This is a genomic window from Shinella sp. GW821-FHT11G07 (assembly GCF_058808115.1).
This window is the reverse complement of sequence record NZ_JBXARJ010000018.1, coordinates 120,533-141,466: the sequence shown is the minus strand read 5'-3', so window position 1 is coordinate 141,466 and position 20,934 is coordinate 120,533. Positions and strand designations below refer to the sequence as shown.

24 protein-coding genes and 1 tRNA gene are annotated in these 20,934 nt (G+C 64.9%); 16 read left to right on the top strand and 9 right to left on the bottom strand.

The genetic code is table 11. From position 1 onward, the window contains the following. On the bottom strand, positions 1 to 762 hold the full coding sequence (locus AC1RT2_RS27700) for a Crp/Fnr family transcriptional regulator (RefSeq protein WP_069060352.1): 762 nt from the start codon (positions 760 to 762) through the stop codon (positions 1 to 3). Positions 763 to 949: 187 nt separating this feature from the next. Between AC1RT2_RS27700 and AC1RT2_RS27695 the strand changes: the two genes are divergently transcribed. Next, complete coding sequence (locus tag AC1RT2_RS27695) at positions 950 to 1,348, top strand: response regulator (RefSeq protein WP_493107159.1); 399 nt, start codon at positions 950 to 952, stop codon at positions 1,346 to 1,348. Here AC1RT2_RS27695 and AC1RT2_RS27690 read toward each other — a convergent pair. Beyond that, positions 1,339 to 1,788 carry a DoxX family protein gene (locus AC1RT2_RS27690; RefSeq protein WP_493107157.1) on the bottom strand — a complete coding sequence of 150 codons (450 nt, stop codon included), beginning with the start codon at positions 1,786 to 1,788 and terminating at the stop codon, positions 1,339 to 1,341. The genes AC1RT2_RS27695 and AC1RT2_RS27690 overlap by 10 nt on opposite strands. A gap of 178 nt (positions 1,789 to 1,966) precedes the next feature. On the opposite strand from AC1RT2_RS27690, the gene AC1RT2_RS27685 reads away from it, so the two are divergent. Beyond that, positions 1,967 to 2,269, top strand: a complete 303-nt coding sequence (locus AC1RT2_RS27685; protein WP_493107155.1) for an Rdx family protein — start codon at positions 1,967 to 1,969, stop codon at positions 2,267 to 2,269. A 52-nt stretch (positions 2,270 to 2,321) separates the two neighbouring features. On the opposite strand, the gene AC1RT2_RS27680 is transcribed toward AC1RT2_RS27685, so the two are convergent. Next, the gene (locus tag AC1RT2_RS27680) at positions 2,322 to 2,714 is read right to left on the bottom strand and encodes a BA14K family protein (RefSeq protein ID WP_083242917.1); all 393 of its coding nucleotides are present in this window, start codon (positions 2,712 to 2,714) and stop codon (positions 2,322 to 2,324) included. Positions 2,715 to 2,865: 151 nt separating this feature from the next. Here AC1RT2_RS27680 and AC1RT2_RS27675 point away from each other — a divergent pair, with 151 nt between their 5' ends. From AC1RT2_RS27675 to AC1RT2_RS27665, 3 genes are all read left to right on the top strand, one after another. Beyond that, positions 2,866 to 4,296, top strand: a complete 1,431-nt coding sequence (locus AC1RT2_RS27675) for a phosphohexomutase domain-containing protein (protein ID WP_493107153.1) — start codon at positions 2,866 to 2,868, stop codon at positions 4,294 to 4,296. Between the two features lie 97 nt (positions 4,297 to 4,393). Continuing rightward, positions 4,394 to 4,480, top strand: a tRNA-Leu gene (locus AC1RT2_RS27670). A 170-nt stretch (positions 4,481 to 4,650) separates the two neighbouring features. Then, positions 4,651 to 5,802 carry an HPP family protein gene (locus AC1RT2_RS27665; RefSeq protein WP_493107182.1) on the top strand — a complete coding sequence of 384 codons (1,152 nt, stop codon included), beginning with the start codon at positions 4,651 to 4,653 and terminating at the stop codon, positions 5,800 to 5,802. 12 nt (positions 5,803 to 5,814) lie between these two features. On the opposite strand, the gene AC1RT2_RS27660 is transcribed toward AC1RT2_RS27665, so the two are convergent. Together AC1RT2_RS27660 and rnk are read right to left on the bottom strand one after the other, a co-directional pair. Next, positions 5,815 to 6,345 (bottom strand): GreA/GreB family elongation factor, encoded by a 531-nt coding sequence (locus AC1RT2_RS27660; RefSeq protein WP_493107151.1) that lies wholly within the window; start codon positions 6,343 to 6,345, stop codon positions 5,815 to 5,817. A gap of 158 nt (positions 6,346 to 6,503) precedes the next feature. After that, positions 6,504 to 6,929 (bottom strand): nucleoside diphosphate kinase regulator, encoded by a 426-nt coding sequence (gene rnk / locus AC1RT2_RS27655; protein WP_493107149.1) that lies wholly within the window; start codon positions 6,927 to 6,929, stop codon positions 6,504 to 6,506. Positions 6,930 to 7,256: 327 nt separating this feature from the next. Between rnk and AC1RT2_RS27650 the strand changes: the two genes are divergently transcribed. Beyond that, positions 7,257 to 7,601, top strand: a complete 345-nt coding sequence (locus AC1RT2_RS27650; protein ID WP_493107148.1) for a DUF488 domain-containing protein — start codon at positions 7,257 to 7,259, stop codon at positions 7,599 to 7,601. Positions 7,602 to 7,675: 74 nt separating this feature from the next. Beyond that, the gene (locus AC1RT2_RS27645) at positions 7,676 to 8,374 is read left to right on the top strand and encodes a 5-formyltetrahydrofolate cyclo-ligase (RefSeq protein ID WP_493107147.1); all 699 of its coding nucleotides are present in this window, start codon (positions 7,676 to 7,678) and stop codon (positions 8,372 to 8,374) included. On the opposite strand, the gene AC1RT2_RS27640 is transcribed toward AC1RT2_RS27645, so the two are convergent. From AC1RT2_RS27640 to AC1RT2_RS27630, 3 genes are all read right to left on the bottom strand, one after another. Then, on the bottom strand, positions 8,344 to 9,609 hold the full coding sequence (locus AC1RT2_RS27640; protein ID WP_493107145.1) for a CynX/NimT family MFS transporter: 1,266 nt from the start codon (positions 9,607 to 9,609) through the stop codon (positions 8,344 to 8,346). The two genes, AC1RT2_RS27645 and AC1RT2_RS27640, sit on opposite strands and share 31 nt — an antisense overlap. After that, complete coding sequence (locus AC1RT2_RS27635; RefSeq protein WP_493107143.1) at positions 9,606 to 10,283, bottom strand: FadR/GntR family transcriptional regulator; 678 nt, start codon at positions 10,281 to 10,283, stop codon at positions 9,606 to 9,608. The genes AC1RT2_RS27640 and AC1RT2_RS27635 overlap by 4 nt, the downstream gene beginning before the upstream one ends. A 167-nt stretch (positions 10,284 to 10,450) precedes the next feature. Further along, positions 10,451 to 11,482, bottom strand: coding sequence for a trans-3-hydroxy-L-proline dehydratase (locus tag AC1RT2_RS27630; protein WP_493107141.1), 1,032 nt, complete (start codon positions 11,480 to 11,482; stop codon positions 10,451 to 10,453). A gap of 189 nt (positions 11,483 to 11,671) precedes the next feature. Between AC1RT2_RS27630 and AC1RT2_RS27625 the strand changes: the two genes are divergently transcribed. From AC1RT2_RS27625 to AC1RT2_RS27610, 4 genes are all read left to right on the top strand, one after another. After that, positions 11,672 to 12,337, top strand: coding sequence for a GntR family transcriptional regulator (locus AC1RT2_RS27625; RefSeq protein WP_493107180.1), 666 nt, complete (start codon positions 11,672 to 11,674; stop codon positions 12,335 to 12,337). Positions 12,338 to 12,537: 200 nt separating this feature from the next. Next, a complete protein-coding gene (locus tag AC1RT2_RS27620; RefSeq protein WP_069060368.1) occupies positions 12,538 to 13,242 on the top strand; it encodes a GntR family transcriptional regulator in 705 nt (234 codons plus the stop codon). A gap of 117 nt (positions 13,243 to 13,359) precedes the next feature. Beyond that, positions 13,360 to 14,322, top strand: coding sequence for a dihydrodipicolinate synthase family protein (locus AC1RT2_RS27615; RefSeq protein WP_069060369.1), 963 nt, complete (start codon positions 13,360 to 13,362; stop codon positions 14,320 to 14,322). 119 nt (positions 14,323 to 14,441) lie between these two features. Next, complete coding sequence (locus AC1RT2_RS27610; RefSeq protein WP_493107138.1) at positions 14,442 to 15,074, top strand: LysE family translocator; 633 nt, start codon at positions 14,442 to 14,444, stop codon at positions 15,072 to 15,074. Between the two features lie 48 nt (positions 15,075 to 15,122). Here AC1RT2_RS27610 and AC1RT2_RS27605 read toward each other — a convergent pair whose 3' ends face one another. Continuing rightward, on the bottom strand, positions 15,123 to 16,160 hold the full coding sequence (locus AC1RT2_RS27605; RefSeq protein WP_069060371.1) for an Ldh family oxidoreductase: 1,038 nt from the start codon (positions 16,158 to 16,160) through the stop codon (positions 15,123 to 15,125). Between the two features lie 149 nt (positions 16,161 to 16,309). Between AC1RT2_RS27605 and AC1RT2_RS27600 the strand changes: the two genes are divergently transcribed. The 5 genes from AC1RT2_RS27600 to AC1RT2_RS27580 all read left to right on the top strand — a co-directional run bounded on the left by AC1RT2_RS27600 (position 16,310) and on the right by AC1RT2_RS27580 (position 20,928). After that, positions 16,310 to 17,827, top strand: a complete 1,518-nt coding sequence (locus AC1RT2_RS27600) for an aldehyde dehydrogenase (NADP(+)) (protein ID WP_493107136.1) — start codon at positions 16,310 to 16,312, stop codon at positions 17,825 to 17,827. 176 nt (positions 17,828 to 18,003) lie between these two features. Continuing rightward, entirely contained in the window at positions 18,004 to 18,813 is an 810-nt protein-coding gene (locus AC1RT2_RS27595) for an ABC transporter substrate-binding protein (protein WP_069060373.1), read from the top strand. Positions 18,814 to 18,882: 69 nt separating this feature from the next. Beyond that, entirely contained in the window at positions 18,883 to 19,548 is a 666-nt protein-coding gene (locus tag AC1RT2_RS27590) for an amino acid ABC transporter permease (RefSeq protein WP_069060374.1), read from the top strand. An 11-nt stretch (positions 19,549 to 19,559) separates the two neighbouring features. Then, complete coding sequence (locus AC1RT2_RS27585) at positions 19,560 to 20,213, top strand: amino acid ABC transporter permease (RefSeq protein ID WP_493107133.1); 654 nt, start codon at positions 19,560 to 19,562, stop codon at positions 20,211 to 20,213. After that, positions 20,206 to 20,928, top strand: a complete 723-nt coding sequence (locus tag AC1RT2_RS27580) for an amino acid ABC transporter ATP-binding protein (RefSeq protein WP_069060376.1) — start codon at positions 20,206 to 20,208, stop codon at positions 20,926 to 20,928. Before AC1RT2_RS27585 ends, AC1RT2_RS27580 begins: the two co-directional genes overlap by 8 nt. Positions 20,929 to 20,934 lie beyond the last annotated feature (6 nt).

The window sequence follows — 20,934 nt, the reverse complement described above, 5'->3', positions numbered from 1 at the left end:
CTAGATGAAAGGGCGGGCCTCCTTCTTCAGGCCTTCCCATCCGGCCAGCGCAAGCAGGCCGTCCGCATCGAGGATTTCGCAGCCCCTGTCCTGCCAGCGCATCAGCTTGCGATCCGACAGCTTGCGCAGCGTCTTGTTGGTATGGACGAGCGACAGGCCGAGTGTATCGGCGACATGTTGCTGGGTGATTGGAATGACGCGCCGACCGCCATTGACGCCTGCCGAATGGGCGCGCTGATGGATGAAGGACAGGAGATAGGCCGTGCGCTCCAGCGCCGAACGCCGGCCGACACTCAACAGGTGTTCGTCGAGGATGCGCTCCTCTTGGGCGGCGATCCAGGTGAGATCATAGCCGAGCGAGGGGTGGCGCTCAAACAGTCGTTCCAGCTTAGAGCGCTCGAAGACGCAGAGCGTGACGGGCGTCAGCGCCTCGACGGAATGATTCATCTCGCCCATCAGGCTACCTTGCAGGCCGAGAAGATCGCCGGGCAGCACATAGTTCATGATCTGGCGCCGGCCATCCGGCAGAAGCTTGTAGCGGAAGGCCCAGCCGGAGAGCACGGTGAAGAGATGGGCGCTGTGCATGCCCTCGACGAGGATGGTCGCACCGCGCTCGCTCGACAGTTCGCCGCTCTTGAAATGTGAAACGAAGTCGATTTCCTTGGCGGTGAAATCGCGGAAGCCCGAGAGCTCCCGCAAGGGACATTGCTGGCAGGGCGTGCGCCATTTGGAATGATGGTTGCCCGCCGTGCTGCTGGCCATGCTTGCCCCTTCCGTTCACAGCCCTGAGCACCGGACTGGCTTGCTGAACGTGGAACATCGCGGGTTGTTCCATAAGGCGATTTGCTATGTCTTTTTTAAATGACACCCCATGGGTCCGGCTCCACAGTCCGCGTCCCGAACCGCCGGCCGATCCGGCGGTTGCGCATGGACTGAGGAGTGCGGCACCATGGAACCTTTTCTTCCGCACATCGTGATCGCAGAACACGAATTCCTGATCGCGCTCGATGCGGAATTTCTGATCAAGAGGGCGCTCGACTGCCGCATAACACTGTTGCGACCGGAGCAGCTCGACCAGTGGGACGAGGCGGCGCTTTCGGGTATCGATCTCTGCCTGTTCGACGTGCCGCTTGACGCGAGCCATATAAGAGCCCGTATCGAACGCCTGATCGACGCGCGGGTGCCGCTGCTTTTCACGACGGTCGGCGGCATCGATGTCAGCGGCGTCGAAGGCTTCGAGGTGATCCCCGTCGCGAAAAAGCCCTATGACGGCGACGCGATCATGGCCCTTATCAAAGGGCGGCTGCGGCAGATGCCGCAGCCACCGGAAGCGATCGATCAGAACTGACGACCGAGCTTTGCGTCGACCGAATGGCTGTTTGCGCCACGGATGACGAAGTAGAACATGATCAGCGCCCAGAGGATGGACTTTTCCGCGCCCATCAGGCCTTCGGCCTGCACGATGCCGTGGAAATAGACGGTGACTGCGAGCACGATCATCGCCGCGAAAGCGGCCGGCCGCGTGAAGAGGCCAATGGCGATCAGGATACCGCCGAAGAATTCGGTGGCGGCGAGCAGCGGCGACCAGAAGACACCGGGATAGAAGCCGAGGCTTTCGACCATGCCGCTTGCGCCGAAGGGGTTGATGATCTTGCCGTAACCATGGGTGACAAGCAGCAGGCCGGCGGCGACGCGCAGGATCGTTTCCGCGCTTTCGCCGAGCGCCGCATAGATGCCGCCGAGCGACGGAATGATGAGGCGGGGACGGCTGGTGGTGAAGTCGGTCATGGGGTCTCCTGGTAGGATGTTGCAGTGCACCACGTCTCTCTCATGAACCGGCCTGCGACAAGATGTCCAACAACAAAACATGATAAATTGAGTTGACATTTCCGTGAAGGGATCGCGTGCAGACAGGTGCCAAGTCGCATGCGCTGCTATATGCTTTCCCGGTCATCAGGAGGTAGCCATGACCGGGGAAAAGCCGCGCGTTTCCATACTCTACTGTACCCAGTGCAACTGGCTGCTGCGCGCCGGATGGATGGCACAGGAGCTGTTGTCGACCTTTTCCGATTCGCTTGGCGAGGTGGCGCTCATTCCGGGAAGCGGCGGCAATTTCGAAATCCGGGTCGGCGCGGCGCTGGTCTGGGAGCGCAAGCGCGACGGCGGTTTTCCAGGGCCAAAGGAACTGAAACAGCGCGTGCGCGACGTCATCGAACCCGGCCGCGATCTCGGCCACACGGACCGCGTTACCGACGGCAATCCCGGATGAAACGAAAACGGCGGGCCGAAGCCCGCCGTTCCTATCCGTCACCCGACTGCGCTTAACGGTAGGGCGAATAGCACATGCGATAGACACCGCCGCCCGCATGGTAGCGGTTGGTATAGGGGTCATAGGTGCGGTAGCGGTTGGAGCACCACCGGACATGGGCGTTCCCACCGCCACCGTAGTAGCGCGGCCGCTCGTAGCGCGGGCGATAGTAGCGTGGCCGCTCGTAGCGACGCTCGTAACCGCCGTAATACGGGCGATTGTAGCGGCGATATTGGCGGCGTTCGCAACCATAGCCGTAGCAGAACTCCACCTGGGCCCTGGTGACGTCGCTTTTTGTCTCGACCTTCGGCACGGCCAGTGGAACGGCCTCAGCCACGCCCATGGGCGCGATTGCGGAGGCAATGCTCATCGCGCAACCGAAAACGAGATTTCGAATCTTCGACATGTTGATCCTCACTGTTCTGGCGGGATTTCTCCCTGTCTCGTCCCTGCTTTGCATTACGTTCACGCATTTTGTTTTATTCATGATCGCGCATCCGCATAAGCATGGGATTTACCGCCGGATTTGCGATCCGCAAGAGGCATGAGGGGACGAGATGAGCCTGAAATTTGGAACCAGCGGCCTGCGGGGTCTCTCGGTTGATCTTGAGGGACCGGCGACCGCGCTCTATGCCACGGCTTTCGCCCGCCATCTGCTGGCGGCCGGCATCGCGCAACCGGGCGACCCCGTGCTGGTCGGCCGCGATTTTCGCGCCTCCAGCCCGGCCATTTCGGCCATTGCGATCGCCGCCTTGCGCAAGGCCGGATTTGCCCCGCACGATTGCGGCGCGCTGCCGACGCCGGCCCTCGCGCTCACCGGCCTCGCCCGCAAGGCGGCGTGCCTGATGGTCACCGGCTCGCATATTCCCGCCGACCGCAACGGCATCAAATTCTACCGGCCGGACGGCGAGATCGACAAGGCGGATGAAGCCGCCATCACCGCGGCGGCCGATGCGATCCGCGCCGAGGGCACCGTCCTTGACGCCGAACAGGAAACGGCAGACGACCTGCGTGACGCCGCGATGGCGCTGTACGACGCGCGCAATCGCCTGCTTCTGCCGGCCGGCAGCCTCGCCGGCCTGCGGGTCGGCGTCTACCAGCACTCGACGGTCGCACGCGACCTGTTCGTCTCCGTGCTCGCCCATTACGGCGCGGATGCCGTAGCGCTTGGCCGGTCGGAAACCTTCATTCCCGTGGATACGGAGGCGGTCTCCAGCGAGACGGTCGCGCTGCTGCAGGGCTGGGCCGTGCAACACGGGCTCGACGCCATCATCTCGGCCGATGGCGACGGCGACCGGCCGCTCGTCACCGACGAGACCGGCACACCGATTCGCGGCGACCTAGTTGGCCTCATCGCCAGCCGCTTCCTCGGCGCCACCGCCATCGCCACGCCCGTGACATCCAATTCCGGCATCGAAGCCGCGGTCGACGGCACCGTGCTGCGCACGAAGGTCGGCTCTCCCTTCGTCATCACGGCCATGAACGAAGCGGTCGCGGCCGGCGAAAAAGCCGTGGCCGGTTTCGAGGCCAATGGCGGCACGCTGACTGCCACCCCCTTCACCGTGAACGGCCACACGCTCGCGCCGTTGCCGACGCGCGACAGTCTGATGCCGGTGCTCGCCGTGCTGGCGCTTGCAGCCGGGCAAAAACGCCCGCTCTCCACGATCGCCGCCGGCTTCGCCCTGCCGGCCGCCGCGAGCGACCGTCTCGAAAACTTCCCCGTCGAAACGAGCGCCGCGCTGATGGCCGAACTGCGCTCCGGCGCCGGCGCGCTTGCCGCGTTCCTGGCACCGATCGGCGCGCCGTCGAAGGTCAGCGACATCGACGGATTGCGCGTGACGCTGGAGACCGGCGACGTCGTGCATTTTCGTCCGTCCGGCAATGCACCGGAAATGCGCTGCTACGTGGAGGCCCGCGACGAGGCCGCCGCTCTCCGGCTGCTGGCGGCCGGGCTCACCCGCATTCGCGAATGGGCGCGCGGCCGTTGAAGATTTTTACGCCCCACAAGGTTTTCGCCAAGCTGTTGCAAAAACTTCAAAAAGCCTGTTGACACCGGGCGGCGCTCCTTCTACATCGCTCTCCGTCGCCCAGATGGCGGAATTGGTAGACGCGCCAGCTTCAGGTGCTGGTACTCGAAAGGGTGTGGAGGTTCGAGTCCTCTTCTGGGCACCAAATTCCCGTTTCGGTTTTCCGAAACACTAAAAAAGCCCGGCTCTGCCGGGCTTTTTTGTTGCCGGCGGCAACCCTGCTCGCCGTAGCGCAGAATCTTCCGATTGCGCCTTGCGTCCCGGCCGCGATAGGCACATAAGCCTGAAAATCAGTCATCCGCTTCTGCGATCAGGATCATCGTGGCCATTCCTCCGCACGATGCCCAGAAACCGGGCACCTCATCCAGGTTCAGGTTTTTTGCACCGATTCTCGCCGGTGCCACGCTCAAGGAGCGGCTGATCGGCTGCGTCGGCGCGCTCATCGGCATCTGCCTGACCAGCCTCGTCTGCGCGCTCGTCATGGGGCAGGATCCGAACCTGCCGCTGATCGTCGCGCCCATCGGCGCCTCCGCCGTCCTGCTCTTTGCCGTGCCGGCAAGTCCGCTTGCCCAGCCCTGGTCAATCGTCGGTGGCAACACGATTTCCGCCTTTGTCGGCGTCAGCGTCGCCACGCTCGTGACCAATCCGTCGCTCGCCATCGGTCTTGCCGTGGCCCTTGCCATCCTCATCATGTCGCTGACCCGCTCGCTGCACCCGCCGGGTGGGGCTGCGGCGCTGACCGCCGTCGTCGGCGGAACTGCCGTCGCCCGGGCCGGCTTCTGGTTTCCGCTGGTGCCTATCGCGATCAACTCGCTAATCCTTGTGGCTGTCGGCATGGTGTTTCACCGGCTTGCCGGGCGGCAATATCCGCATCGCCAGGCGATTTCGCCCGTCAACACGCACAAGACCGCCGACCCGCCGGCGGCCTTTCGCGTCGGGTTCAACAGCGAGGACATCGACGTCGCCATTGCCAGCCTCAACGAGACGCTCGACGTCAGCCGCGCCGATATCGACGCGCTGCTGCGCCAGGTCGAGCTCCAGGCGCTGTTGCGCCAGCGCGGCGAGCTTACCGCCGCCGACATCATGTCGCGCGACGTGGTGACGGTCGCCGAGAACGCGACGGCGGATGAGGCGCGCAGCCTGCTGCTCAACCACGATATCCGCACGCTGCCGGTGCTCGACGCGACAGGGCATCTTCGCGGCACCGTTGGTCTCCGCGAACTCGCCGCCATGGCGCCCGGCACGCCGCTTCCCGTATCGCAGGCCGCGATCGCCAGACCGTCCGACCCGGCGATCGGTCTCTTGCCGCGCCTGACAGACGGCTCAATCCATGCGGTCGTGGTCCTCGACGAGGAGCACCATGTCGTCGGCATCATTTCGCAGACCGACCTTTTGGCGACGCTCGCAAAAAGCCTCTCCCAGACCGGCCCGACCAGCCTGATGGCCGGCCACGGGCAAGGCATCTGAGCTGGCCCCGTTTCAGGCCGCCGATGGTCCCGGACCCGTGCCGGGGCCGTTTTCGTTGGCCGGCGTGAAGGCGCGTTCTTCCAACCCTCCGGCAATCAGCCGGAATGTCGGCCGCGCCACCGGGATCGCCGCATAGGAGAGATCGGACACGGCCACCGGCTGGAAAAGCACCTTTTCCAGAACGATCCAGTCTCGCCGGCCCTCTGGCCGGGCGAAGGCCATGGCCTGCCCCACGCTGAGCCCGAGCAGCGCCAGGCCATAGAAGGTGGTGACCGGCAGAAAGGCGCTTCCCGGGGCATAGGTGCCGGGAAGGCAAAGCGTGCGGGTATCGGTGAGCCCGCTTGCGCAGCGGAACGACACGCGCGCGTCGATCATTGCCAGATCCGCGGGCGGGCGGCGTTCTGCCGTCAGGCGGCCGGCCGACAGTTTCCGGTCGAGCAGTGCCGTCCATTCCTCGGTCAGCGGCGGCCAGTCACTTCGCAGCTTTTCCAGCACATAGACGTCTCTTGCCGTGAGCATTGCGGGATCGCGTCCCATAGCCATTCTCCATCCTGCCCGCCCCTCGAGGCGCGGCAAACAAACCCATGGTGGAGAAGCCCCCTGGCCGCGGATGCGGCACAGGGGGTCACGATCCTGCGACGAGGCAACCTCCGATGCGTCCGGAAGAGGAGAAGGACAGGAACTTCATCGCCGCGCGCGCCTCAGGACGCGCTGGCCGTTTCCGGCGCGGCGGCATGCACCGAAACGACGGTGAGGCGCCGCACCCGGCCGTCGCGCGCGGCCCATTCGATCGACTGGCCGGCGGAAAGACCGAGAAGGGCCGCCCCGACCGGGGTCAGCACGGAGATGCGCTGGCGGGAAATATCGGCATCCTTCGGGAAAACCAGTTCGGCGATCTGCGCCGGCTCGTCATCGATGCGGAACTCGGCAATCGAGCCCATGCGCATGATGCCGGGCGCCATGCGCGCATCGTCGAGGATCTTTGCCCGGTCGAGTTCGGCGGCGAGCTGTTCTGCGGCGTGCGGATCGCGCGCGGCCAGCATGTCGGCAAGGTTCGACAGGCGGGCATGTTCGGAACGGGCGATGGTGATGGCAGGCCGGCGGCTGCCCTTGGTCTTGCTGGTCATGGAAACCTCACGACACGGAGTCTCGCGGCCCGACAGGCACACGAAAATGAAAAACGGGGATTGAAGTGTCGCGCTGGTCTGGCACGGTTCCCATTTCACGGAACCGCATTTGCCCCACGGCTGGGGCACGACGCGACCAAGCCGAGGGGCTAGTGTCCTGCGAGAGGAAACAGCCGTTTCAGAAACCGGGCAAGGGATGGCATCGTGGTCATGCGTCTATGATGGGATGACCAAGGTAGCAAAGTCAAGCCGGCGCGCGGGAACGTCGCGCTTGAAGTGCAGGCCGTTCCGGCCTCAGATGGGTAAGCCGGCCACGAGGAGGCTCACATGCCGATAGGGATCAAGCGCGTTTACGACGAAGCCGAACCGCAGGACGGCGCGCGTATTCTCGTCGACTGGCTCTGGCCGCGCGGCATTTCGAAGGACAAGGCCGCCTTTGCCGAATGGATGAAGGAACTGGCGCCGACAGCGGCCCTTCGCCAGTGGTTCGATCACAAGCCGGAGCGCTGGGCGGAGTTCCAGACACGCTACCGGGAGGAGCTTCGGGAAAACCCGTTGGTCGACACGCTGCGCGTGCGCGCCCGGACGGAGACGGTGACCCTGCTCTACGGATCGCGCAACCGGGAATTCAACCATGCCAGGGTGCTGGCCGATTTTCTGCTGGAAACATAGCAATCGGAATTCGTTTGCCAGGTAAGGAGAAAGGCGCAATCCTCGAACTCCCCCGCGCCGCAGAGGCCGAATTCATGGATGACGACGACAAACCTGCCAGCTTCGCCTCACCGGCCTGTTTCCTGCATGAGGTCGATCCGGCCTATTCGGGGCTGCCGGGGCCGCTCGACCTACAAGCCTGGACCGACGTCAACCGCTGGCGCAAGAGCGAGCGCGAGCGCCTCATCGCCGAGCGTCTCGCCGTTCCGGCCGAAACACGGGCGCACCAGGCGCAAGCGATCGCGGCCGGCGTGCTGGCGGAAATCGGCGATCTGACGGACCGCATCGTCAGCGCCTACTGGCCGTTTCGCGGCGAGCCGGATCTGCGGCCGTTCCTGCAAACCGTGGCGGAGCGCGGCGGGCGCACGGCCCTGCCGGTGGTCGTCGAGAAGGGGCGGCCGCTGGAATTCCATCTCTGGCAGACGGGGGAGGCGCTGTCGCGCGGCGTCTGGAACATTCCGATCCCGGCCGAGCAGCGACCCTGCCTGCCCGACATCGTCATCGCACCCGTCGTCGGTTACGACCCGGCCTGTTACCGGCTCGGTTATGGCGGCGGTTTCTTCGACAGGACCTTGGCGGCCATGCCGAAGAAGCCACGCGTCATCGGCGTCGGCTACAGCGCCGCAAAACTCGCGACGATCTATCCGCAACTACACGACATTCCGATGGACGTTATCGTCACGGAAGCCGGCACGATCCGCCCCTACATTTCCACCGTGCGGGCGTTGACGTAGAGCGCCCGGCCGGCGAACCAGCCGTTGACGGCAGCGCCAAGGCCAAGCAGCACGAAGAGCACGGCGCTCCAGGCGAAACTGCCCGTCCAGCCGCGGATGAGGCCGACGATCAGCGGGCCGATGGCCGCCAGCAGGTAGCCGACGCATTGCGCCATGCCGGACAGATGCGCCGCCACATGCGGATCACGCGTGCGCAGCACGATGACGGTCATCGCCACCGCGATCAGCCCGCCCTGGCCGATGCCCTGCAGCACGGCCCAGATCCACACGGACCAGAGCGGCGCGAAGAGCAGGCCAAGAAGCGCCACGACGGCGAAGCCGCAGAGCACGACGTTGATCAGCCGCTGGTCCTTGCCGCGCACGGCGATATGCGGCGCGACAAGGCAGGCGCCGGCCTGCACCATCACGGAGATCGACACGATCGCCCCGGCCGTCACGCCATCCAGCCCGCGCTCGCGCAGGATCGGCACCAGCCAACCGAAGACGCAATAGGCGAGCGCCGACTGCAGGCCCATGAAGAGCGTGACGTGCCAGGCGAGCCTGTCGCGCCAGAGCCCTTCCACGCGAAAGCCGGTGCGCTTGGCCTGCATGCGGGTGCCAAGCACCTGCGGCAGCCAGAGCAGCGCCACCAGAAAGGCCGGCAGCGCCCAGATCGCCAGCGCCCCGTTGAGCGAGCCGCCAAGGGCGTGTTCGAAGGGCAGGGTCAGGCCGGCAGCACTTGCAGCACCTGCGCAAAGCGCCATCGTGTAGCACCCCGTCATCAGCGCCGCCTTGTCGGGAAAGTCCCGCTTGACCAGGCCGGGCAGCAGCACATTGCCGACCGCAATCGCGGCCCCCGCAAGTGCCGTGCCCAGAAAGAGCAGCGGAACGGAGGACAGGCCGCGCAGCGCCGTGCCGAGCGCCACGACGAGGATGACGACCAGCAGGGTTCGCTCCGTGCCGATGCGTTGGGCGAGGCGTGGGGCGAGCGGCGAGAACAGGCCGAGGCAGACGACGGGCAGCGTCGTCAGCAGGCTGGCGCCGGTGGCGGAAAGGCCGAGCAGGTCGCGGATCTCCGGCAGCAGCGCCGAGGCGCTGGAAAACACCGGCCGCAGATTGAAGGCGATGAGCACGAGGCTGACGCCGAGCAGGACGCGCGCCACAGTGCTTTTCGGCCGGTGTGCTGCGGGCGCCGGCACGCTGTCGGCTTCGGCGTCGATCAGATCGATGGCGCCGGGATCATTGAGAACGGTCATGACAGCAGCAACCGATCGAGAGCCGACAGCATGGGCGCCATGAAACGGCGCACCGCGGCATCGGCCGCCTCCGGATCGCCGCTTTCGATGGCATCGATGATTGCGGCATGGGCGGCCATGTCCGGTTCCGGAAGGTCTTCACCCAGCGTCGCCTCGATGGTTTCGGAAATCAGCGTGGAAAAGAATTCGTACATGCCGATCAGCACGCTGTTTTGTGAGGCGGCGATCACTGCCTGATGGAAGGCGAAGTCGCGGGCAACGAACCCCGCCTTGTCGCCGTCGTCGTGGTTGCCACGCTCGGCAAGCAGCGCGCGCAGCCCGGCGAGCACGGCCGGTGTGTGGCGCAGCGCCGCAAGCCGCGCGGCCTCCGCATCCAGCGCAAGACGCGCCTCGAACTGGTCGCGCAGGCCCGCCCGGCGGGCCATGGTGAGCGGGCGGGTGCTATCGGCCACCGAGAGCACATAGGTGCCGGAGCCCTGCCGGGTTTCGAGGTAACCCTGCGAAGCGAGCACGCGCACCGCCTCGCGCACCGTGCCGCGGCTGACGGACAGCATGGCGGACAAGGTCGCCTCGTTCGGCAATTTTTCGCCCACCGCCCAGCGGCGCTTGAGGATTTCGTCGCGGATCGCCTCGACGGCGGTATCGGCGAGATTGGTCTTGCTGAGGGAAAACATGGTAAACTCATAAAGTCATCTGATGACTTTATGAGTAGCGCTCTCGATGGCTGGCGTCAAGGACGTGGGCCGGCGCCTGAGGCACCGGCCGATTGGCGAAACCGCGCTATCCAGCCGTTCGAGACAGGCGCCGGGCCGGTACGGCCCGGGCCATCATGGAAAACCGACTACTGCTTGCGCGGCCAGGTATCGGCGAGGCGGTAGCCGGCCGGCCATGGATCTTCCGGATCGAGCATGACCTGGCTGGTGCCGGTGATCCAGGCGCGGCCGGAGATTTCCGGCACGATGGCCGGGCGGCCGCCGACCGTGGTTTCGCCGACGATACGGCAATCGAAGCGCGAATCGAGGATCGAATAGCCGGAGAAGGACTGGCCGACCTTGATCTGGCCGCGGGCATGCAGCACCGCCATGCGGGCGGAGCAGCCGGTGCCGGTCGGCGAGCGATCGAGCTTTGCGGGCTGGATGACGACCGTGTTGCGGCCGTGCAGCGCGCCGTCGCGCTCCTCGACCGGCAGCGTCAGCTGGCAGAAGGAGATGTGGTTCCATTCCGAGTTTTCCGGATGGGTGAAGCCGAGCTGTTCATTGGCGGCCTTGGTGATGCGGATGCCGGTTTCGGCAAGCTCACGCGCCTCGTCCGGCGTGACCGAGAAACCAAGGGCGCGGGCATCGGCAAACACAAAACTGTCGCCGCCATAGGCGGTGTCGACGGTGAGGGTGCCGAGGCCTTCCACTTCCAGCTTGGCATCCAGCTTGTCGGCGAAGGACGGCACGTTGGTGACGGTGATGCGCTCGGCCTTGCCGTTGCGGCAGGTGGCAACGACGTTGACCAGCCCGCCCGGCGCTTCCAGCACCATGTGGGTTTCCGGCTCGACCATCGGCACAATGCCGCTGTCGAGCAGCACGGTGGAGACGCAGATCGAGTTGGAGCCGGACATCGGCGGCGTGTCCTCCGGCTCCATGATGATGAAGCCCATGGTGGCGCGCGGGTCCTTCGGCGGCACGAGGAGATTGATGTGGCGGAAGACGCCGCCGCGCGGTTCGTTCAGCACGAAATTGCGCAAGGTCTTGTCTTCGGCGATGAAATTGCGCTGCTCCCACAGCGTGTTTCCCGGCGGGGGCGCGACGCCGCCGACGATGACATCGCCAACCTCGCCCTCGGCGTGGCAGGAGACGATGTGGATGACCTTGCTGCTGCGCATGGCACTTTCTCCGATTTCAGGCTGTTGTTCGCGTTGCGGGCCGATCCCGGCGACGCGGTTGACCTTTCATAGATAGATTGGATCCAATATACAATCAGCTTTTATGTGCTGGCGACGGGTGCTCGTTCGGTTGCCCCTTCGCCGGATTCCACCTATGAGCATAGCTCCACTCTACCGGGGTTCGACGTGATGAAATTTGCTGCCGTCGATGTCAGGCAGGCCGCCTCGGCCGCCGATATCGTCTATGAGGCTCTGCGCAAGGCGATCATCGAGGGAGACCTCGCCGAGGGCGCGAACCTTCGGCAGGAAGAGATCGCGCAGATGTTCAACACCAGCCGCATTCCCGTACGCGAGGCACTGTCCCGGCTGGAGCAGCACGGCCTGATCACCACCCAGCGCTACAAGGGCGCCGTCGTCGCCGGTCTTTCCATCGAGGAGATCGAGGAAACCTTCGAGTTCCGCGCGCTGATCGAGGCCGAGGTCATCCGCCTCGCCGTCCCCAAGCTCGACCGCGAGACACTGGAAAAGGCGCAGCGCTACTGCAGCGAATTCGACCGGGAGACCGACCCGCACCGCTGGGGCGAAATCAACCGCAACTTCCACTATACGCTCTACGAAGCCTCACGCCGCCCCTATTATCTGCAGAACGTGCAGTCCTCACTCGATCGCATCGACCGGTATCTGCGCGCCCAACTCATCTTCACCAACGGCGTACCGCGCGCCGGGCGCGAGCATGAAGCGATCCTTACGGCCTGCGAGCGTGGCGATGCCGACCTCGCCTCGCGTCTGACACGCGACCACATCCTCGATGCCGGACGGTCGCTGATGACGTTTTTGCGCGAACACCGGGCCTGAGGGCCTGCGCGCCTCTCCGTATTTTTCCTCCGCGGCAGGTGCTGATTTCCCCGCCTTTTCATTTTTCGCGTCGCGACCTCATAAATTGCCGAAATCCTTTCTTTTGGAGGCTTGACGACGCTTTCGTCAAAATGCCCATTTTAAACGATTGATAGCGTCCGCAGAGAACTGTATTTCTTTTGTCGACAAGAGGATTTTCGATGACCGATACCGATTCCAACTCCCTGCCGGAACGCAAGCGCGGCTCCGGCGTCAAAATGGTCTACGACCTTTTGCGCGACGAAATCCTCGACCTGAAGATCGCCCCCGGCAGCCCGGTGGACGAGGTGCAACTGGCCGAGCGGTTCAAGATGTCGCGCACGCCGATCCGCGAGGCGCTGGTGCGGCTCGCCGGCGAAGGGCTGATCGAGACCCTGCCCAACCGCTCCACCATGGTGGCGAACATCGACTTCCTGAACCTGCACACCCTGTTCGACGCGATGGTGCTGATGTACCGCGTAACGACGCGGCTCGCCGCGCAGAACCACCGGGCGGACGACCTTCCCATTATCCGTGGCTTCCACGAGGACTATGCCGCGGCGGTGGAGGCACGCGATACGCTTGCGATGATCGCGACCAACGTGGCCTTCCATGCCGCCATCGCGGAGGCCGGCCGCAACCCCTACTTCACCAGCCTGTTCCGCCGGCTGCTCGATGAGGGGCGGCGCATTCTCCGTCTCTACTACCAGTCCTATGAAGAGCAGTTCCCGCAACTGTTCGTCGACGAGCACGCCGCCATCATCGCGGCGATCGAGGCGCGCGATATCGAGGAGGCGGACCGCCTCGGAAAGGCCCATGCCGAGCAGATCGTTGCCCAGGTGCAGCGGCTGTTCAGCCGCAACGATCGGCTCGACATCGCGCTCTGATCGACTGTATTTTTCTTGTCGACAAATAAAATACAAGATGCTATATCCACCATCGAGAGAGGGGAGGCCTTGCCTATGTGCGGGAGACTCCCGACCAACCGCCCATAGGAGATCGACATGAAGGCCAAGATTTTTTCCGGCGTAATTCCCGCCCTGATGACCCCCTGCAAGGACGACCGCACGCCGGATTTCGACGCGCTGGTGCGCAAGGGCAAGGAACTCATCGCAAAGGGCATGTCCGCCGTGGTCTATTGCGGCTCGATGGGTGACTGGCCGCTGCTCACCGACGCTGAGCGCATGGAAGGCGTCGAGCGCCTGGTGAAGGCCGGCATTCCGCTGATCGTCGGCACGGGTGCTGTCAACACCGCTTCGGCCGCAGCCCACGCCGCGCATGCCCAGAAGGTCGGCGCCCAGGGCCTGATGGTCATCCCGCGCGTCCTGTCCCGCGGCACCGTCGTTGCTGCCCAGAAGAACCACTTCAAGGCGATCCTGTCCGCCGCTCCGGACCTGCCGGCCGTCATCTACAACAGCCCCTATTACGGTTTCGCCACCCGCGCCGACCTGTTCTTCGCGCTGCGCCAGGACCACAAGAACCTCGTCGGCTTCAAGGAATTCGGCGGCGCTGCCGACATGCGTTATGCGGCTGAAAACATCACCAGCCGTGACGACGACGTCTCGCTGATGATCGGCGTCGACACCTGCGTCTTCACCGGCTTCGTCGATTGCGGCGCGGTCGGCGCGATCACCGGCATCGGCTGCGTGCTGCCGAAGGAAGTGCTGCATATGTGCGCGCTTGCACAGGCTGCTGCCAAGGGCGATCCGGATGCCCGGGCCCGCGCGCTGGAGCTGGAATCGGCACTCGCCGTGCTCTCCTCCTTCGACGAAGGCCCGGACCTCGTTCTCTACTTCAAGCACATGATGGTTCTGAAGGGCGACAAGGAATACACGCTGCACTTCAACGAAACCGACGCGCTCTCCGACAGCCAGCGCGGCTATGTCGAGAGCCAGCTGAAGCTGTTCGACACCTGGTATGCCGAATGGAGCAAGCTCCCCGGCGCCGTGCAGACCTACAAGGCCTGATCAGCCCTCCTCTCTTTTCCGCGACATGAACGCCGCCCGCAGCCGACGCTGCGGGCGGTTTTCGTTTGCCGCAGGCGCTCGGTTCTGCGACGGTCGCAGGACAAACGAGAGGAACCGCAATGCCTTCCCTGGACGTCCTGCTTGCCTTTGCCGTGACCACGGCGATCTTCGCCTTCATTCCCGGCCCCGCGATGCTTTACGCCGCCGCCCGGACGATGGCGGGCGGTCGCGCAGCAGGGCTGATGGCGGTGCTCGGCATTCATCTGGGCGCCTACGCCCACATTATCGCGGCGGCAGCCGGGCTTTCGGCGCTGTTTCATGCCGTTCCGGTCGCCTATACCTGCGTCAAGCTCGCGGGTGCTGCCTATCTAATCTGGCTCGGCATTTCGCTCTTCCGCGCGACGGATGCGGCGGAGGACGATGCGGCAGGTGCTGCGCCGAAGGGCGGGCGACGGGCTTTCGCGCAAAGCGTCACCGTCGAGATCCTGAACCCCAAGACGGCGATCTTCTTCCTCGCCTTCCTGCCGCAATTCGTCGACAGCGCCGCCGGCCTGCCGATCTGGGCCCAGCTCGCCATTCTCGGCACGATGGTCAACCTGATCTTCACCTTCGCCGATGTCGTCAGCGTCCTGCTGGCGGACGTCATTCTCGCGCGGCTGAAACGGTCGAGCGGCGTGCAGTCCCTCGTGCGCAAGGCGGGCGGGACAGTGCTCATCGGGCTTGGTGCCCATCTCGCCCTGCAGAAGGGCTGAAAACCGCGGCAACGGCGCCGCCGCGGTTCCGTGCAGGTTAAATACCCGTCAGGCGATCGCGTCGAGGCCGAGGGCCAGCAGGCGGTCGAGCTGTTCCGTCTCGGCGGCCGTCAGCGTAACACCGTCCGTTTCAGATTTTTTGCGGGCCACGAAGCGGCGCTGCGAGGGCAGGCGCGCGCCCTGGCCGACGATCGCGTCGAACAGCACTTCGGCGCGGGCGAAGGGGTCGCCGGGGCGGCCCTTGGCGAAGGCTTCCGGCGACAGGGCGATGATCAGTTCGCCGTGGAAGGGCGCAAGCGTCGTCGTGCCGAGATAGTCGAGCACTTCGGGGCTCGTCAGGTCGCCGATCATGATGCCGGCGAGAAGTTCGATCATCGTGCCGATGGCGGACCCCTTGTGGCCGCCGAAGGGCAGCATGGCGCCGGCCAGCGCCGCCTCCGGGTCGGTCGTCGGGTTGCCGTCGGCATCGATCGCCCAACCCTCCGGGAGCTGTTTACCGGCGCGGCGGTGCAGTTCGATCTCGCCGCGGGCGGCGACCGAGGTCGCGAAGTCGAAGACGTAGGGCGACTGGTCCGGACGCGGCCAGCCGAAGGCGAAGGGGTTGGTGCCGAGCAGCGGCTTGTTGCCGCCGGTCGGCGCCACGGTGGCGTAGCTCGGGCACATGACGAGGGCGGCAAGGCCTTCGTTCGTCACGGCCTCGACTTCCGGCCACAGCGCGGAGAAATGCGTGCAGTCGTTGATAACCAGTGCGGCGATACCGAGCTTGCGGGCGCGCTCGGCCAATGCCGGCACACCGAGCTCGAAGGCAGGGTTGGCGAAGCCGCCATTCGCATTGACCTTGACGATCGCGGAACCCTCGTTGAGGTCGAGTTCCGGCACCGCGTCCGGCTTGACCTTGCCGGCCTTGACGGTGCGCAGCGCGCCTTCGATGCGGAAGATGCCGTGCGATTTACAGGCGTCGCGCTCACCGGCAACGATGACCCGGCCGAGTGCGCCGGCCTGCACCGCGTTGAGGCCGGCATTGCGGAAGATCGCTTCGACACGCTCGTGAAGGGCGGCAATGGTCAAGGTGGTGGTTTGCGTCATCGTTGGTCTCTTCAGGCTGGTGCCGACCGCGGCAGGTTGGCGATTGAACATTTGCATACATAGAGTATACAAGATTTCGACAAGTGCAATTCGTCCCGTCCCATCCTATGTCAGGGGCGAATCCCTCTTCCGCCAGAAAGGTACGTCAAATGGCTTTCACTCCCAACGGTAAACACCTCGTCGCCGGGCAATGGCTCGATGGCAACGGCACGTTCGCCTCGTCGCCGGCACACGGCCCGGCTCACGACTTCGCCGTCGGCACGGTCGCGCTCGTCAATCGCGCCGCGGAAGCCGCCGAAGACGCCTTCCTGAGCTACGGTTATTCCTCGCGTGCGACACGCGCCGCGTTTCTCCGCGCCATTGCCGACGAGATCGAGGCGCGCGCCGACGCCATCACCGAGATCGGCACGCAGGAAACCGGCCTACCCGTCGCCCGCCTGCAGGGCGAACGCGGCCGTACGACCGGCCAGCTGCGCCTTTTCGCCGACCATATCGAGAAGGGCGACTATCTCGACCGCCGCCTCGACGCCGCCCAGCCTGACCGCCAGCCGCTGCCGCGCACCGAAATCCGCCTGATCCAGCGGCCGATCGGCCCGGTCGCCGTGTTCGGCGCCTCCAACTTCCCGCTTGCCTTCTCGACGGCCGGCGGTGACACGGCCGCAGCACTCGCCGCCGGTTGCCCCGTCGTGGTCAAGGGCCATTCCGCCCATCCGGGCACGGGCGAGATCATCGCCGAAGCCGTCGAGGCCGCAATCCGCAAGACCGGCGTGCATCCGGGCGTCTTCTCGCTGATCCAGGGCGGCAACCGCCAGGTCGGCGAGGCGCTGGTGCAGCATCCGCTGATTAAGGCTGTCGGCTTCACCGGCTCGCTTGCCGGTGGCCGTGCGCTGTTCAACCTCTGCGCCGCACGCCCGGAGCCGATCCCGTTCTTCGGCGAACTTGGCTCGGTCAACCCGATGTTCCTGCTGCCGGAAGCACTGAAGGCGCGGGCGGAATCGCTCGGCCAGGGCTGGGCGGGCTCGCTCACCATGGGTGCCGGCCAGTTCTGCACCAATCCGGGCATCGCCATCGTGGCGGATGGCGCGGATGCCGACCGTTTCACGGCCGCTGCCGTCGAGGCGCTCGGCAAGGTCGGCCCGCAGACCATGCTGACCGACGGTATCGCCAAGGCCTATCATGACGGCCAGGCGCGCTTCGAAAGCCGCAACACGGTGAAGCCGCTCTTCACCACCGAATCCTCCGGCCGCAATGCGCTGCCGAACCTCTTCGAGATCTCCGGCGAACAGTTCCTCGCCGACCACGCGCTCTCCGAAGAAGTCTTCGGCCCGCTCGGCCTCGTCGTGCGTGTCGGCTCGGTCGATGAGATGAAAGCGCTTGCCCGCAAGTTCGAAGGCCAGTTGACGACGACGATCCATATGGATGCCGGCGACCTCGACGACGCCAGGAAGCTTCGCCCGGTCCTCGAGCGCAAGGCCGGCCGCGTGCTGGTCAATGGCTTCCCGACCGGCGTGGAAGTGGTGGATTCCATGGTGCATGGCGGCCCCTACCCGGCCTCGACGAATTTCGGCGCGACGAGCGTCGGCACGATGTCGATCCGCCGATTCCTTCGTCCGGTTTCGTACCAGAACATGCCGGAAGGCCTGCTGCCCGAGGATTTCCTCAACTGATTCAAGCCTCTGGCTTGCCAGGGGCGGCGTCTTGCGAGAGCAAGGCGCCGCTCTCATATTTTCTGCGCCTGGGTATATACTTTTTGTATATTAGTTGTATTTTAAGGCCGGTTTACGCCAATGGCGCAGGACGGACCTCGCCGGCTGAATCGACAGACCAATCCAGGGAGAGAGTTATGAAGAAGACTTCGGTCCTCGCCTTCGGCCTCGTGGCCGCCACCGCTCTGACCAGCCCGGCCAAGGCCGACAAGCTGGACGACATCATCTCGTCCGGCACGCTGCGCTGCGCCGTCGTTCTCGACTTCCCGCCCATGGGCGCGCGCGACGAGAGCAACAACCCGATCGGTTTCGACGTCGACTATTGCAACGATCTCGCCAAGGCGCTCGGCGTCACCGCCGAAATCGTTGAAACGCCCTTCCCGGAGCGCATCCCGGCCCTGATGTCCGGCCGCGTCGATGTCGGCGTCGCCTCGACCTCCGACACGCTGGAACGCGCCAAGACGGTCGGCATGACCGTTCCCTACTTCGCCTTCCAGATGGCCGTCACGGCCAACGACAAGTCGGGCGTAAAATCCTTCGAAGACATGAAGGGCAAGGTCGTCGGCGCCACTGCCGGCACGTTCGAAGCCATCGCGCTGGAAAAGTCGGTCAAGGAATGGGGCGCTGGCGAATTCCGTCCGTACCAGACCCAGGCTGACGTCTTCCTCGCGCTGAGCCAGGGCCAGATCGACGCCACGGTCTCGACCTCGACGGTCGCCCAGTCCAACGTCAAGAGCGGCAAGTTCGCTGGCATCTCGGTCGTCGGCAACGCGCCCTACGATATCGACTATGTCGCGCTCTTCACCAACCGCGAAGAATACGGCCTGATCAACTACCTGAACCTCTTCATCAACCAGCAGGTTCGCACCGGCCGTTACAACGAGCTCTACGAAAAGTGGGTCGGCGGCGAAGTGCCGTCCCTTTCGATCAACGGCGTTTATCGCTAATCTGCCGTTTTAAAGGCGGCGCGGGAGCCACTTCCGCGCCGCTGATCGTTTCCGAAGGGTGAGACGGCAATGTTCAGTTACAATTTCCATTGGAACCAGGCCTTCAAGGCCCTGCCGCAGATGCTGGAGGGCGCGCTCGTCACGCTCCAGATCGCGCTGCTGTCCATGGCCATCGGCCTTGCCGTCGCGCTCGCGCTGACGCTCTTCCGGCTGTCCGGCAACCGCATCTTGAACGGCTTCGCCACGGCCTGGGTCGAGGTCGCGCGCAACACGCCGGCCCTCTTCCAGATCTACATGGCCCATTTCGGCCTCGGCAATTTCGGCATCCACTTGAGCCCGTATACGGCGCTGCTCGTGGGGATCGCCTTCAACAATGCCGGCTATCTTGCAGAAAACTTCCGCGGCGCGCTGAAGGCGATCCCCGACACGCAGACGCGTGCGGGCCGCTCGCTCGGCATGACGCCGCTGCAGGCCTTCCGCTATATCGTCATGCCGCAGATGCTGCGCATCGCCTTCCTGCCGGCCACCAACCAGATGGTCTGGGCAATCCTGATGACCTCGCTCGGTGTGACGGTCGGCATGAACACGGATCTTGCCGGCGTCACGCAGGCGCTGAATGCGGTATCCTTCCGTACCTTCGAATTCTTCGCGCTCGCGGCGGTCATCTACTACCTGATCGCCAAGGCCGTGACGCTGGCAGCGCGCCTCGCTGCCACGCGCATGTTCCGCTACTGAGAGGGTAACCCATGTTCGATACCGCTCTCACGCTTGCCGATCTCGGCTTCCTCGCCAAGGGCGCGGCGATGACGCTTGCCGTCACCGCCGTCTCCGTCCTCGCCGGCACCATTCTCGGCATCTTCTTCGGCGTGCTGCGCAACCAGCTCGGCCCCTACTGGTCGATGCCGATCACCTTCCTGCTCGATGTCTTCCGCTCCGTGCCGCTGCTTATCCAGCTCGTGCTCGGCAACGCGGCGCAATCGATCATGAAGCTCGGCTGGGCGCCCTTCACCACCTCCTGCGTGGTGCTGTCGCTCTATACCGCCGCCTATTGCACCGAGATCGTGCGCGGCGGCATCTCCTCCGTGCCGACGACCACGCGCCGCGCGGCCCGCTCGCTCGGCATGACCTGGTGGCAGGACATGCGCTACATCGTGGCGCCGCTCGCCACCCGCGTCTCGCTGCCCGCCTGGATCGGGCTGACGCTCGGCGTCATGAAGGATTCGGCGCTGGTTCTGTGGCTCGGCCTGATCGAGCTCCTGCGCGCCTCGCAGATCCTCGTCACGCGCCTGCAGGAGCCGCTGTTCATCCTGCTGATCTGCGGCGCCATCTACTTCATCATCAGCTTCCCCATAGCCCGGCTTGGCGGCTATCTCGAAAAACGGTGGTCCCCCAATGATTGAGATCGAAAACGTCCGCAAATCCTTCGGCCAGCTGGAAGTCCTGAAGGGGATCAACCTCACCGTCCAGAAGGGCGAGGTGTTGACCATCATCGGCGGCTCGGGCTCGGGCAAGTCGACGCTGCTCACCTGCATCAACGGTCTCGAGACGATCGATGCCGGCCGCATCGTGGTCGACGGCACCGATGTTCATGCCAAGGCGACGGACCTCAACAAGCTGCGCCGCAAGCTCGGCATCGTCTTCCAGCAGTTCAACGCCTTCCCGCACCTGACGGTGCTGGAAAACGTCATGCTGGCGCCGGTCAAGGTGCTCGGCCAGTCGAAGGCCGAAGCCGAGGCCATGGCCGTCAAGCAGCTCACCCATGTCGGCCTCGGCGACAAGCTGAAGGTCTATCCGAACCGCATGTCCGGCGGTCAGCAGCAGCGCATGGCGATTGCCCGCGCGCTTGCCATGTCGCCGGCCTACATGCTGTTCGACGAGGTGACCTCGGCGCTCGACCCGCAGCTCGTCGGCGAAGTGCTCGACACGCTGCGCATGCTCGCCTCCGAAGGCATGACGATGATCTGCGTCACGCATGAAATGAAGTTCGCCCGCGAAGTCTCCGACCGCGTCGCCTTCTTCCACAAAGGTGTGATGGCCGAGATCGCGCCGCCGGAACAGCTGTTCGGCGCGCCGAAGGATCCCGAGCTGCAGACCTTCCTCGCCGCCACGCATTGAGAGCAT